The 12,723-nt window shown below is 67.9% G+C and carries 13 protein-coding genes; 7 read left to right on the plus strand and 6 right to left on the minus strand.

Going from position 1 to position 12,723, the window contains the following annotated elements; genetic code table 11:
* Positions 1 to 478 precede the first annotated feature (478 nt).
* The gene (locus ACZ6DL_RS37595) at positions 479 to 1,606 is read left to right on the plus strand and encodes an amidohydrolase family protein (RefSeq protein WP_466058448.1); all 1,128 of its coding nucleotides are present in this window, start codon (positions 479 to 481) and stop codon (positions 1,604 to 1,606) included.
* Between the two features lie 38 nt (positions 1,607 to 1,644).
* Here ACZ6DL_RS37595 and ACZ6DL_RS37600 read toward each other — a convergent pair whose 3' ends face one another.
* Genes ACZ6DL_RS37600 through fabG form a run of 4 tightly spaced genes read right to left on the minus strand, consistent with a single transcriptional unit; the run spans position 1,645 to position 5,401 of the window.
* Positions 1,645 to 2,919 carry an ABC transporter substrate-binding protein gene (locus ACZ6DL_RS37600; RefSeq protein ID WP_466058450.1) on the minus strand — a complete coding sequence of 425 codons (1,275 nt, stop codon included), beginning with the start codon at positions 2,917 to 2,919 and terminating at the stop codon, positions 1,645 to 1,647.
* A complete protein-coding gene (locus ACZ6DL_RS37605; protein ID WP_040871471.1) occupies positions 2,916 to 3,737 on the minus strand; it encodes a carbohydrate ABC transporter permease in 822 nt (273 codons plus the stop codon). Before ACZ6DL_RS37605 ends, ACZ6DL_RS37600 begins: the two co-directional genes overlap by 4 nt.
* On the minus strand, positions 3,727 to 4,593 hold the full coding sequence (locus tag ACZ6DL_RS37610; protein WP_466058452.1) for a carbohydrate ABC transporter permease: 867 nt from the start codon (positions 4,591 to 4,593) through the stop codon (positions 3,727 to 3,729). The genes ACZ6DL_RS37605 and ACZ6DL_RS37610 overlap by 11 nt, the downstream gene beginning before the upstream one ends.
* A gap of 55 nt (positions 4,594 to 4,648) precedes the next feature.
* Positions 4,649 to 5,401: a 3-oxoacyl-ACP reductase FabG gene (fabG, locus tag ACZ6DL_RS37615; protein WP_466058454.1), complete on the minus strand. Its 753-nt coding sequence runs from the start codon at positions 5,399 to 5,401 to the stop codon at positions 4,649 to 4,651.
* Positions 5,402 to 5,569: 168 nt separating this feature from the next.
* On the opposite strand from fabG, the gene ACZ6DL_RS37620 reads away from it, so the two are divergent.
* Both ACZ6DL_RS37620 and ACZ6DL_RS37625 read left to right on the plus strand, forming a co-directional pair.
* Positions 5,570 to 6,040 (plus strand): SRPBCC family protein, encoded by a 471-nt coding sequence (locus ACZ6DL_RS37620; RefSeq protein WP_466058456.1) that lies wholly within the window; start codon positions 5,570 to 5,572, stop codon positions 6,038 to 6,040.
* 438 nt (positions 6,041 to 6,478) lie between these two features.
* On the plus strand, positions 6,479 to 7,036 hold the full coding sequence (locus ACZ6DL_RS37625; RefSeq protein WP_466058458.1) for a TetR/AcrR family transcriptional regulator: 558 nt from the start codon (positions 6,479 to 6,481) through the stop codon (positions 7,034 to 7,036).
* A 15-nt stretch (positions 7,037 to 7,051) separates the two neighbouring features.
* Here ACZ6DL_RS37625 and ACZ6DL_RS37630 read toward each other — a convergent pair whose 3' ends face one another.
* The gene (locus ACZ6DL_RS37630; RefSeq protein WP_466058460.1) at positions 7,052 to 7,609 is read right to left on the minus strand and encodes a hypothetical protein; all 558 of its coding nucleotides are present in this window, start codon (positions 7,607 to 7,609) and stop codon (positions 7,052 to 7,054) included.
* 839 nt (positions 7,610 to 8,448) lie between these two features.
* Between ACZ6DL_RS37630 and ACZ6DL_RS37635 the strand changes: the two genes are divergently transcribed.
* Together ACZ6DL_RS37635 and ACZ6DL_RS37640 are read left to right on the plus strand one after the other, a co-directional pair.
* A complete protein-coding gene (locus tag ACZ6DL_RS37635) occupies positions 8,449 to 8,943 on the plus strand; it encodes a hypothetical protein (RefSeq protein ID WP_466058462.1) in 495 nt (164 codons plus the stop codon).
* A 68-nt stretch (positions 8,944 to 9,011) separates the two neighbouring features.
* Positions 9,012 to 10,253, plus strand: a complete 1,242-nt coding sequence (locus ACZ6DL_RS37640) for a PepSY-associated TM helix domain-containing protein (RefSeq protein ID WP_466058464.1) — start codon at positions 9,012 to 9,014, stop codon at positions 10,251 to 10,253.
* A 12-nt stretch (positions 10,254 to 10,265) separates the two neighbouring features.
* Here ACZ6DL_RS37640 and ACZ6DL_RS37645 read toward each other — a convergent pair whose 3' ends face one another.
* Positions 10,266 to 10,913, minus strand: coding sequence for a LysM peptidoglycan-binding domain-containing protein (locus tag ACZ6DL_RS37645; protein WP_466058466.1), 648 nt, complete (start codon positions 10,911 to 10,913; stop codon positions 10,266 to 10,268).
* Between the two features lie 310 nt (positions 10,914 to 11,223).
* Between ACZ6DL_RS37645 and ACZ6DL_RS37650 the strand changes: the two genes are divergently transcribed.
* The gene (locus ACZ6DL_RS37650) at positions 11,224 to 11,763 is read left to right on the plus strand and encodes an AAA family ATPase (protein WP_466058468.1); all 540 of its coding nucleotides are present in this window, start codon (positions 11,224 to 11,226) and stop codon (positions 11,761 to 11,763) included.
* A 247-nt stretch (positions 11,764 to 12,010) separates the two neighbouring features.
* Positions 12,011 to 12,211: a hypothetical protein gene (locus ACZ6DL_RS37655; RefSeq protein WP_466058470.1), complete on the plus strand. Its 201-nt coding sequence runs from the start codon at positions 12,011 to 12,013 to the stop codon at positions 12,209 to 12,211.
* Positions 12,212 to 12,723: the final 512 nt, after the last annotated feature.

Consider the following 12,723-nt stretch of genomic DNA (forward strand, 5'->3'; position numbering starts at 1 on the left):
ATACCCAAGCCCTCCTAGCCCTGGCCAGGCGCCTGGTCGACGTGCTCTGGGCCCTGCTGCGCGACGGCCGCGAATTCACCCTCACCGGACCAGCCACCGCCACCGCCGCAGCTTGACAACTTCATTGAGAGTCCTTTCGAAGGTCATGTGGCAATCGAGGGCGGACACCGAGTCGTTACGGCCGGACCGCGGCCGTGCCGATACGACGCGGACGCCGCGCCGCATGCCGTGCAGGGCTGAGCCGTCCAGCTGGGAGGCGGTTCACGCGGGGCAGTCTCCGGAAGGGTTCGCCGCTTCGTCCGAAGCCTCGCCGCAAGGAGGAGGTTATTGAGATTCTCCACGGTCCTGAGTATTTCTTCATCAACTCTTGACGACGATTTCGTCTTAGTTGATGATTTCCTCGGATACCGTCGTGGCAGGTGGTGCAGGCGAGCATCGACGGCTCGGCCGCTCCCCGCCCGGACCAGTGAGGACTTCGATGACCGATTCCCGATTCCGCAGGAAGATGAGCAGGCGTGGGGCGCTGGGCGGCGCTCTCGCGGGGACGCTCGGCGCCGCCGCGATGGCGGCGGCGGTCGCGCGGGCGACTCCGCTTCGCACTCGGCAACCTGCCCCTTCGGGCACCTACCGGATCGACCTGCACGCGCATTTCCTGCCGCCGGACTACCGGGCGGCGTTGCTCGAGCACGGTCACGTCACCATCGGCGGGTACCCGACGCCGGATTGGTCGCCGGAGCAGGCGCTGGCGTTCATGGACTACTACGGCATCCAGGCGCAGGCACTGTCGGTATCCGACCCCGGGGTGTCCTTCCTGCGCGGCGAGGAAGCCGCCGACATGGCCCGCTACTGCAACACCTACGCCGCCGGGCTGTTGCGGGACCACCCCGAGCGATTCGGCGCCTTCGCGGTGCTGCCGATGCCCGATATCCCCGCTTCCATCGCCGAAGCCGTGTACGCGCTGGACGAACTGCGCCTCGACGGTGTGGTTCTGCTGTCCGCCTACGACGGTGTCTACCTCGGCGATCCCCGTTTCGAGCCGTTGCTGATCGCGCTGAACCAGCGCAACGCCTACGTCTTCGTGCACCCGGCCGCCATCGCCGCCGACGCCAAACCGAAACTGCCGCTGCCGGACTTCCTCGAAGAATTCACCTTCGACACCACCCGCGCGGCGACGTTGATGATGGCCACCGGGATGACACAGCGCTACCCGAACATCCGTTTCCAGCTGGCGCACGCGGGCGGGACGCTTCCCTTCCTGTCCCACCGCATCAGCGTCGCCTCGCAGACGGTGATCGGCGAGCTCTGGCCCGAGGACCTGCCCAGGCCGTCGCTACTCGACACGCGACGCCAGATCGGGAACTTCTACTACGACACCGCGCTGAGCGGATCGGCCGCGGCGATGGCGAGTGTGCTGGCGGTCAGCAAGCGCGACCACATCGTCTTCGGTTCCGACTGGCCCTTCAGCGCGCTCACCCTCCCGCAGTCCGGCACGCACGATCCGGCTCCCGGCCTCAGCGACACCTTCGACGCCGACCAGCGTATGGAGGTCGAACGGATCAACCCGTTGCGGCAGCTGCCCCGGCTGGCCGCAGCGGTCGGCGGGTGAGCGACAGCCGCGCGCCGCCGGGACTCCGCGGCGTAGGCTCAGTTCTCCGCCACGGCGGCCTCGGCCGCGGTCCGGGCCCGGGACAGGGCCTCCGGCGCCGGAATCCGGCCCAGATACATTTCGGCGAGAATCGGCTCGACGGCGCGGAGCGCGGCCGGAAAACCCGGCCCGCCACCGGAGGAGATGCGCGGGCCGCGCAGCACATCGAAGAAGGGGGAGACGTCTACTCCCTTCGCGGCCCAGTAGTCGCGATAATGCCGCTGCTCGGAGACGACCGCCGGGATGACGGCGCCGCCATCGGCCAGGTAGCGATTGCCCGCGCCGCTGCCGAGCCAGGCCAGCACCCGGCGCACCGCGTCCGGATGCCGGGTGGCCGCGTTACCGGCGACGCCGATCGCGTTGTTCGTGCTCACCCGCCCGGCGGGGCCCTCGGGCAGCAGCGCCACACCCCAGCCGAAGCGGGCCCGTTCCGCGACCTGCGCGAGATTGAACGTCCCGGATTGCAGCAGCGCCAGTTTGCCTTGCAGGAAGGCGTTCTTCGCGAAGTCGGGATTGGTGTTGGTGTCCGCGGGAGAGAGCGTGAGCCGGTCGGCGATCAACCGCACCAGATAGTCGAACGCCGCCACGCCCTGCGGGCTGTCGAAGACGAAGTGGTCGTTGTCGTCCTGCAATCGTGCTCCGGCCGAGCCCAGGTAGGGCAGCTCGATGGACTGGAAGTCGTGCCCCGCGTTGTACGCCCATGGGGCGGCCGTCGCGAGCCTGCGCAGTACCGGTCGTAAGGTGTCGTCGCCGCCCGGGCTCCACCGCAGCGCGTTCAGCTCCGCGGGATCCACGTGTGCGGCCGCGAGCAGTTCCCGGTTGTAATACACCGCTGTACCGGCATCGACGAATTGCGGTACAGCCCAGAGCTTTCCGTCGCGTGAGTACTGGGCTATCGCCGAAGGATCCCAGACCGCCGTGGCCTCGGGACCGAGCGCCGCCCCGATATCGATCAACCGCCCGGTGTCGGCGTAGTCCTCGTAGGAGTTGGTCCAGAACAGATCGTCGGCGGTGCCCCCGGCCACGTCCAAGCGCAACTTCTGCTGGTAGGACGACCACGGCACCACCGTGAGCCGCACCTCGACGTCCGGATTCGCCCGCTCGAACTCCGCGAGGGAGGCACGGTAGGCGGGAACGAGACTCTCGTCCCAGACGCGCAGCCCCAGCACGGTACGCCCGGACCCGTCGCCGCTGCGGCCGAGCCACAGGACGGCCGTGACCAGCAGCGCCGCGGCCAGCGCGACAGCGAGTACGACGCGGGTCGACGTCCTCATTTCACCCCCGTCCAGGCGATCGAGCGCAGCACCTGCCGCTGGAAGATCACGAACAGCACCACCAGCGGCGCGATGGCCAGCGTCGTGGCCGCCATCACCAGGGTCCACTGCGCGTTGTAGCGGGTCTGCAGGTTCGCCGTCGCCACGGTCAGCACCTGCCACGAACGGCCGCTGCTCGCGACCAGCGGCCACATGAAGTTGTTCCATTGCGAGACGATCGTGATGAGCGTCAAGGTCGCCAGCACCGGGCGGCTCATCGGCACCATCACGTGCACGATGATGTCGAGGGTGTTCGCGCCGTCGAGCCGCGCCGCACCGATCAACTCCTGCGGAATCGCGCGAAAGTACTGCCGCAGCAAGAAGATTGCGTACGGCGATCCGAACACGAACGGCAGCACGAGCGCCCAGAACGTGTTCAGCAGGCCCAGTTCGGCGAACATCAGATACAGGGGGATGAGGGTCACCATCGGCGGCACCATCATCGTGCCCAGATACACCCAGAACAGCCCGTCGCGGCCCGGGAATTCGGTGCGGGCGAACGCGTATGCCGCCAGTACCGAGGTGACCAATTGGCCGCCGGTGACGAACACCGTCATCAGCGCGGTCACCAGCACCGCACGCCCGAACCCGTAGTCCAGCACCGTCCGGAAGTTGTCCGCGGTGGCCGGATGCGGCAAGGCCAGTGGTGACCCGGTGGCGAACTGGTCGGGTGTCTTGACCGCGGTGAGGGCGCTGAGCAGCAAGGGCGTGACGGTCAGCAGCGCGCCGGCCGAGAGCACCGCGTAGGCCGCGGCCGACCGCAGGCGATCAGAACTCATAGGTGGTCCGATTCCGGAAGTAGCGGTGCTGCGCCACGGTGATCGCGAACATCACCGCGAACACCACCAGCGCCATGACGGCGGCGCGGCCCGGGCGCGCCGCGTCGAAGGCCTCGGAAAAGATTCGCATCGCGAGCACGTCCGTGCGATCGCCCGGCCCGCCCTTGGTCAACGCGTACACGGTGTCGAAGGTCTGGAACGCGGTCAGTACCCCGGTGACGAGCACGAAGAACATGGTGGGGCGCAACAGCGGCAGGATCAGCCAGCGGATCCGGCGCCAGCCGGTAGCGCCGTCCAGCGCCCCCGCGTCGAGGATCTCGCTCGGTATCGCGCGGATCCCGGTCACGAAGAACAGCGCCACGTACCCGAAGTTCGCCCACACGCTCACCGCGGCCACCGACGGCAGCGCCAGCGCGGGATCCGACAGCCATTCGACGCGCCTGCCGAGTACGGCGTTGACCGCGCCCCCGGTGGGGGCGAACATCCACTGCCACACCACACCGACCGCCACCGGCGCGCACATCCACGGCAGCGCGTACATGATTCGCAGGCTCGCCGCGCCGCGCCGCCGAGCCAGCAACGCCGCGACCGTGAAACCCAGCACGGTCTGCGCGGGCACCACGATGGCGGTCAACGCCAGCGTCACCAGCAGGGCATGGCCGAACGCGGCGTCGCCCAGCACCGAGCGCCAATTGCGCAGCCCCACGAATTCCCTGGGTCCCAACAGGTTCCAGCTGTGCAGACTGAGCCAGGCCACCGCCAGGATCGGCAGCAGCAGGAACGCGCCGACGCCGATCAGGCTCGGCAGCAGGAGAACATAGCTCGTCACGGTACGACGAGCCGCACGCCGGTTCATGTGCTGCGACGTTACCGCCCCGGTCCGCTCCCGTACGGCGCGCGGGGCTGCGGAGTCAGTCGGTGGGGCCGCCCGCCACGTAGATCACCTGGCCGGATACGAAACCGGCGCCCTCGCTCACGAGGAACGAGGCGGTGTGCGCGATGTCCTCGGGAGTGCCTACCCGCTGCACGGGAATCTGCGACGCGGCGGCCTTCTGGAAGTCCTCGAACGAGACGCCGACTCGCTCGGCGGTGGCGGCGGTCATGTCGGTGACGATGAAGCCGGGAGCGATGGCATTGGCCGTGACGCCGAATTTGCCCAGCTCGAACGCCAGGGTCTTGGTGAAGCCTTGCAGCCCTGCCTTCGCCGCCGAGTAGTTCACCTGACCACGATTGCCGAGCGCGGAGGTGCTGGACATGTTGACGACGCGTCCCCACTTCTGTTCGACCATGTACTTCTGCACCGCGCGGGTGAGCAGGAAGGCTCCGCGCAGGTGCACGTTCAGCACGGCGTCCCAGTCCGCGACGCTCATCTTGAACAGCAAGTTGTCCCGCAGGATGCCGGCATTGTTCACCACGACCGTCGGCGCGCCCAGTTCGTTGTCCAGTCGCTCGACGGCGGCGGCGACCGACTCCTCGTTCGACACGTCGGCGCCCAGCGCGACGGCTTGCTCGCCTGCCTCGGTGATCGCGTGGACCGTGTCGGCGCAGGCGGCCGCATCGAGGTCGAGCACACCGACACGAAGCCCGTCCGCCGCCAAGCGCTTGGCGATCGCTGCGCCGATCCCTCGCGCGGCGCCGGAAACCACTGCCACTCGCTCGCCCATGCGCGCGTCCCTTCGTCGGTCGGATGTCGAATCAGTCATACCGCACCGGCCGGTCGCCGTGGCGAGGACCGGCCGCCGAGCACGCCGCCGGAATCGGCGCGGGGTGAATTACCACAACTCTCGAGCAGAAGGCTTGCTCCGCTCCCGGCCCGATGTTTCGATCGGCACGTGACCGACCAGAACGAGCCTCCCCGTATCGTCAGCGCCAGCCGTGAGATCGACGCGGGCCCGGCGCCCATCTTCGAGCTGATCGCCGATCCCGCCGAGCAGCCGCGCTGGGACGGCAACGACAACCTGGCCGAGGCCGCGACGGGGCAGCGGGTGCGGGAAGCCGGGGCGGTGTTCAGCACGACCCTGACCAACGGAGCCGTCCGCGACAACCACGTGGTGGAGTTCGCCGAGGGCAGCCGCATCGCGTGGCGTCCGTCGGAGCCGGGCAAACAGCCGCCCGGCCACCTGTGGCGCTGGGAGCTGCAGCCGGTGGGCGAGGGCCGCACCCGAGTCACCCATACCTATGACTGGACGTCGCTCACCGACGAGAAGCGTCAGGTCCGCGCCCGCGCGACCACCGCGGACAAACTGTCGGCCTCCCTCGACCGCCTCGCCGAACTCGCCGAGCAGCAGGCGGTTTCGTCGTAGCGGTGCCGCCACCAGCAGCGGCACGGCGAAGGCGGCGAGCGCGGCAACCTTGAACCGGAGCCGGCCGGTCATGCCTCGGCGGTCGGAGGCGGCGAATGGGCGTTCCGGACCCCTGCGGTCTCGGAAGGCCGGTGGTCGGTTCCGAGTGCTGGTGGTGCGGGCTGTCGGGTGGACGGCAGCGGTGCCGTGCATCCGAAGGATCCGGTGGGGTGCAGTGGCGTCGAGTGGGCGCCGGATCAGGCATCGCGCGACGGCGTCCCTGCCCGCCGAGCCGGCCGCATCGCCATGCCGGACTGTATTGTCCGGTTACGTCTCGTAGTGTGTGTCAAATCACGCCGCCAGGTCGATGGGGTGCGGTTCACGCGTCTCGGTGTGGGATGCCGTGCCGGGCGCTCGGTGGGGCAAGGACGGCCGCAATGGTCCGGTAATCTTGCCCGAATGACCTCGCCACGCCGTGGGAACAGGGGGCCGAAGGCGGCGGCCGGCAACCGGGCAGCCTTGATCCAGGCGGCACGAGAGGTTTTCGCGGACAGTGGCTTCGACGCGCCGTTCAGTTCCATCGCGCGGGCCGCCGGAGTCGGGCAGGGCGTGCTCTACCGGCACTTCCCGACGCGGGAGAGCATCGCGCTGGCGGTGTTCGAGGAGAACATCGACGGTATCGAGGCGCTGGCCGCCGATCCCGCGGTCACCGTAGACGACCTGCTGGCGATCATGGTCGAGCAGATCACCACCTCGGCGGCGTTCATCGCGATGATCCACCCCACCGATACCGACGACATGCGCCTGTTCGAGGTGGCGCGGCGGCTGATCACCCTCATCGCGGAGAAGCTGGAGGATCCGGGTCAGCGCGGCACGATCAGTGCGGACATCACCACCGCGGACGTGGTCTTGGCGCTGGCGATGCTGGCCGCCGTGCTGTCGAAGACCGACGCGCAGTCGAAGAAGGAGACCGCCCGGCAGGCATGGGCGTTGCTGGATCGCGCGTTGCGCGGCTGAGAGCACGCCCGCCTGTCACGGCGCGCGCTCGATCGACGCCAGCTCGTCGGCGACGCGCTCGAACGACCGGATGACGTGCAGGAGCCCGTTGGCGAATTCGCGTTGCCCGAAATCTATTCCGCTTTCCGTCGACCAGCGAGCGAGCAACCGGTGTACCGTGGCGTCGGCGCCGCGGGTACGGAGTCTCACCGCGGCGGCGTGTGCGTGTCGCTGTGCCGAATCGGTCACGGCGACAACGCCTTCGGCGGTATAGACGGCGGAGTCACTGATGATGTCCACCAGTTCGACGAGTTCGTCGGCGAGCCCGATCAGATCATGGATCTGCGCGATCTCCGCGGTGATCGCCATGTGGTCGATGCAGCAGCGCAGCAGTATGCCGAGCCGGTGCAGGTGCCCGGGAAGCGGATGGACCGGCGCACCGAGCGGCGCGAGGTCGGCCAGGCGGTGCCGGATGCTGAACGGATCGGCCGGGGGAGCGCCGAATTCGGCGAGAACGATGGCGCCCGCGCGCAGGTCGAAGGCTGTCGCGGCGAGCGAGTCGTCGGGATCGGCGCGACCGGTGAGCGTCCGCATGCGTCTCCTGTTGCTCGTCGCCGAGACGCCGACTTGCCCATGCAGCCCCCTCGGTCGCAGATGGAATTGTCGCATGACAAGCCTCTCGACATGTGATTGCCGAGCGATTGCCAGCAGCTACTTTCCAGACCAGTGGACGATCCGGATAGCTTTGTCCGGTAGGCAACCAGTTTGAACCATGAGCGCGGTGTCGTCAAGCTGCCCTCGCGGCGCGGTGCCGGTTTCCGCAGGGCTTGGGCCGACTGTGACTCAAATATTCAGGCGGCGAAAAGTGCTGGTATGACGCATTCTCTGGCAACGGCGGCAAGCGGTGATCGCTTGCGTTCCGCTTGGGCCGGGCAATGTACGCCCGTCCGTTGTCTGATGCCCCGCAGTCGTGAACGTATGGAGATGTGGCGGCTCGTACGGGCTGCGGTAGGTGAAATAAGTGTCTTGACCATGCAATTGCTGACTCGGTGATATAGGTCACAATTCGGCTCGGCAGAAGCGCCGCCATCGGTTCGTGGACCGCCTTAGTGTGTGTGCGGCAGAACCTTCCGGCGAGGGGCTCGGCGATCCGCTCTCACCCGCCGCTCCGCTCTCCGGATCCTTCGCTGGTTCGGCACGCGGCTGCCCCTCGGCCGCGCGGCTCGCTGATCCGCGATGGCCGGCGCGATGGTTGGTACCCATCGGAGTCGGTGTCCGCGGCCGGACCTGTCGATATCTACATTGGTGACACCGGGATGGGAACCATGGCTGTACGATCCGTCGATTCCGTTGACCGAGGCGCTCCAGTATCGCCCTCCTTCACTCGCTGGCGAGACCGGACGCGCCGGTGCCCGCATCGGTACCGCTTGGCGGTGGTCGCGCCGAACATCGCGGACGTGGTGCGCTGGACCGGCGGGTGGCTGTTCGATCGCACCGTCGCGGGATGGGAGGTCACGGTGCTGGTGGCCGATCCGGGGGACACCCGCCCGCTGCGCATCCTCGGGGCGACGGTGCTCGACCTCGAGCAGTTCTCGGCCGCGCCGGTGCGAGAGACGTGGCCGCAGGCAGTCGCCGTCGCCTCCGCGACGTATCTGTCCGACAGCCGGGTTCGCGACGGCGTGCTCGACTGTCTCGACCGAGGGCGCACCGAGGTGACGATGTGGGGCGAGGGTCTTCCCGTCGAACTCGACCATCGGGTCGGTTCGGTGCAGCACCGGGTCAGCCTGGCCGGACGGGCCTTCAAAGCGTGCGCGATGCGGGCGGCGGGGCTCGCGACCGAGGCGGTCGGTCCGGTCGAGGCGTTCCGGACGGGAGGGGTATCGCGGATGTACCCGGGATACGGCGTAGACCTCATGCCCGCCGGGTGATCGGAAGGCCGAGGTGGATCGGAACTCGCCGAAGCTGGGAAGGGCCTATTTCAAGTTAGCCTAACCTTATGAACGCGAGCGCGGTGGTGCACGGGCCCGGCAAGCAGATCGTCCGCGCGCGCGAGCGATCCCGCAAACCGGTACGGCGCGCACTGATCTCGATCCACCGCTGGTCGGCGTTGATCCTCGGCGCGGTCCTGGTGGTCCAATCGACATCGGGCGCGATCCTGCTCTACCACGCCGAACTGTTCCGGGCCCAGCACGCCTCGTTCTATCGGCACACGGACGCGCCGCCGGTGATCGACACCGAGCAGGCCGTCGCGCTGGTGCGTGCGACCGATCCCGATTTCGCCGTCGGCTGGGTCGGCGTGGACGGCGGTGTGATCGCGATCGGCAACGCGCAGTACACCGCCGCCTACTCCGTCGATCCCGGTACCGGACGAATCAACGAGCGGGCGAACCTGACCGACGGTGTGCTGGGTTGGTTGGCCAATCTGCACAACTGCGCATTCGGCTGCGCGCGCTACTCCGGAGCGATCCCCATCATGGAGAACCAGGCTCCCCTCATCGACATCAAGTGGGGCGCGGTGATCCTGGGCTCGCTCGGCACACTGTTGGTGACGCTCGCGGTCTCGGGTGTGGTCATCTGGTGGCCGTCGCTCAGGCGGTCCCGCAACGGGTTCCGGGTCCGCCTGCGGAAGGGGCGCTTCGCCCGGGACCGCGACCTGCACGACGTCATCGGCGTTCTCGCCGTACCGTTCCTGCTGGTGTGGGGCATCACCGGGACCACCATCGAATGGCCGGCCGTCCAGCGGGCCTGGCTCGTCGCTACCGGCGGCAACACGACGCTGGAACGAACCGAGAGGTCCTTCGAGCCGCGCTCGAGCGTGGCGGGCCGGGCTCCGCTATCCATCGGCGAGGCCGGTGCGATCGCGCAGCGCGCCGCGCCGGGCCGACTCGCCTACCTGCTGCTGCCCACCGACACCGCCCCGTACTACCGCGCCGCCGTGGCCGGCGCCTACTCGCCACGCGAGCATCGCCTCTTCTACAGCGGTGACGTCCTGGTCTATGTGAACGCCTACGACGGCGCCGACGTCAAGGTGGTCGACGCGAGCCACGACCGGCCGCTGGCGAACACCTTCTACGCCAAGGTCTTCGAACCCGCCCACTTCGGCTGGCTGGTGAACGGCTGGTGGCGACTGGTCTGGCTGGTCTTCGGCCTGACTCCGCTCGCGCTCGCGGTCACCGGGCTGTCGACCTGGCTGTTGCGCCGCGGAACCGAACGCCGTCGCAACGGGGCGAGGGCGTAGCCGTCCCGCGAGTCACGACGGGAAGTGGATCACTTGCCGGGCGAAGACCGTGTCGGGATCCGCGAGGTGATTCGCCGCCGCGACCACCCCCACCCTGGTGTCCAGGTCGGCGGGGCCGTACGCGTGGTGGCACATCGTCCGCAGCGTATCGCCTGCGACGGTCTGGCGGCGGTTCAAGCCGGGCACGATGAGTACGTGGCCGGGAGCCGGTTCGCTGCCGGAGGGCAGGTGGTTCGCCAGTTCGATCAGCAGGGCGAGGTGGTCGTCGCCGTACCAGCGCTCGGCGAGTACCGCGAGAGTCTCGCCTTCCGTCACCGTGTGGTGGCCGACATCGGCCAGCTCCGGGATGTGCAACCACGCACCTTGCTGTATCTCGCGTTGTGCCACACCGTTGACCACCTCCCAGATCAACTGGATATGGGTGTCCTCGCTGCCGTAGTAGCGCTGGGTGATCTGCTGGCGCGCCGCGGTGGAGTCGGATGTGGTGACGAGGTGGCGCCGGGTGATGTACGGGAGCAGGAGCTGTTGCCCGACGTCGATCGAATTCGGATCGGCGAGATGGTTCTGGCGCGCGATCGCCGGGAACAGACTGCTGTCGCCGTACTCGCGATGCGCGATCGCGGAGAGGGTGTCGCCGGGTCGAACTTCGTACTTTTTCATTACTTCCGCCTTTTCCGAGACTGCCGCCGGTGGGAGCCGCGACCAGGCGGGATTCGTCGTCGCCGTAGATGGGGCTTCGGCCGACTCCGGACGCCTACCGGTCACGAAGGGTTTCGCAGTACCGAATGCTCGTCGCGGATAGTCGCCCGATCGTGAGTAGGCGACTACTCGTTTTCCTCGGCGCTGCTGTCGCGCGGGCTGGAGCGAGACGCTGAGCGTCTCGAACTCTCGTGCTCACCGCGGGGTGGCTGACCGCCGACGAAAAGAAAAGACTGGTTCTCTCCAGGTCGCGGGACTAACTTCGCGAATCGTGAACGGTGAAGTGATCATCCTGACCGGCCCGCCCGGGGCGGGAAAGACGACCGTGGCCGAACTGCTCGCCGCAGGCGCGAGCAGGCCGACGGTCCACGTGACGACCGACTGGTTCTATCGCTCGATCCGCACCGGATTCGTCCCGCCGTACCTGCCCGAAGCGCAGCGGCAGAACGAGGTGGTCGTCGACGCGATCGTCGCGTCCGTCGCGACGTTCGCGCGTGGCGGCTACGACGTCGTGGTGGACGGAATCGTGGGGCCGTGGTTCCTGACGCCGTTTCGCGCGGCCGCCGAACGCGATCTCCTGGAGCTGTCCTACCTGGTCCTCCGGCCCGATCTGGACACGACGTTGGCGCGTGCGCAGCAGCGCGCCGGGCACGAACTGAAGGATGTCGAGGCGATCACCGGCCTGCACACCGCGTTCGCGGACCTGGGTGAACTCGAGGACCATGTGCTCGACACCGGGCGCCTCGACGCGGAACAGACTGTCGCGGAAGTCCGGCGCGTCCTCGCCTCGGCGAATCATCGCTTGCGCTGAAAGGCCTACGGAGCCTGTCGGGTCGATGATCACCCGGATATTCCTGCCGGCTGTTTCGAACGTCTGAGTGCAGATCGGCAGCCGGATAACGCGTTCGGCTGACGGGTACTCGAAGCGGTCGTGGGGCGGTTGTTTTCGATCGTATGAAGAAGGGCGGAGGCTGATTCGCCCACTGGAGTGCGGGTAGCACGAAGACGTGGCGCAAAGAGCCACAGTCGGTTTCATCCGCTACCGAAAGGAGCATGTGATGGCAGACCAGAACAACGCCGGGCAGTTCGGCAACCGCTCCGATACCGAGGAGCAGGCGCGTCGCGGCGGCCAGGCCAGCACCGGCAGCTTCGGCGACCGCAACTCCGCCGATCCGAGTGCGGCCGGACGCAAGGGCGCCGAAGCTCAGCCCCATGAGGCCAAGGTGCGCGGCGGTCAGCACAGCCACGCCGGTCGCTGACGTCGACCGGAACACGGGCCGGGCGGAACAACCGCCCGGCCCGTTTCTTCTGTCCACACATGGCCGAACCCGGGGGGCGATCGCGGGGGCGTCGATGAGGCTTTCCGGTCCTCGCTTATGTGACTCCTTATTAGCGATCTATGGGGATACGCGCTGAAGTGCTTCCGTTGCTGGATCATCCAACCCAGGTACACCGACGGGCTACGAAGTCTGCGCAGCACAGCTGTTAATCTGCTGTTCGCAGCCGGTGATCTTGCCTGCCGACGCGGATCGTTCGCTACCGCGCGAGGCTGTACCAGCAAGTCGTCGAAAGTGGAGACAGCAGCGTCAGCGCTTGCTAAGTTAATCACTGTTCTTATCGTTGCGACGGCGAGAAACGGGCGTCGCCGACTCTCGTCGCATCGTCACGGTGACGCCCCCGGCTCAATGAGGAGTGGTGTTGTGATGGATGGTTTCAGTAGGCGTGAGGCGTTGCGGGCTGGTGGGGTGTTGGGGGCGGTGGGTGCGTTGTC

The sequence above is a fragment of the Nocardia sp. NPDC041819 genome (assembly GCF_055590505.1).

Coding starts and splice junctions, on each gene's coding strand:
- ACZ6DL_RS37595 (WP_466058448.1), top strand. CDS start 479: ATGACCGATTCCCGATTCCGCAGGAAGATGAGCAGGCGTGGGGCGCTG.
- ACZ6DL_RS37600 (WP_466058450.1), bottom strand. CDS start 2,919: ATGAGGACGTCGACCCGCGTCGTACTCGCTGTCGCGCTGGCCGCGGCG.
- ACZ6DL_RS37605 (WP_040871471.1), bottom strand. CDS start 3,737: ATGAGTTCTGATCGCCTGCGGTCGGCCGCGGCCTACGCGGTGCTCTCG.
- ACZ6DL_RS37610 (WP_466058452.1), bottom strand. CDS start 4,593: ATGAACCGGCGTGCGGCTCGTCGTACCGTGACGAGCTATGTTCTCCTG.
- fabG (WP_466058454.1), bottom strand. CDS start 5,401: ATGGGCGAGCGAGTGGCAGTGGTTTCCGGCGCCGCGCGAGGGATCGGC.
- ACZ6DL_RS37625 (WP_466058458.1), top strand. CDS start 6,479: ATGACCTCGCCACGCCGTGGGAACAGGGGGCCGAAGGCGGCGGCCGGC.
- ACZ6DL_RS37630 (WP_466058460.1), bottom strand. CDS start 7,609: ATGCGGACGCTCACCGGTCGCGCCGATCCCGACGACTCGCTCGCCGCG.
- ACZ6DL_RS37640 (WP_466058464.1), top strand. CDS start 9,012: ATGAACGCGAGCGCGGTGGTGCACGGGCCCGGCAAGCAGATCGTCCGC.
- ACZ6DL_RS37645 (WP_466058466.1), bottom strand. CDS start 10,913: ATGAAAAAGTACGAAGTTCGACCCGGCGACACCCTCTCCGCGATCGCG.
- ACZ6DL_RS37655 (WP_466058470.1), top strand. CDS start 12,011: ATGGCAGACCAGAACAACGCCGGGCAGTTCGGCAACCGCTCCGATACC.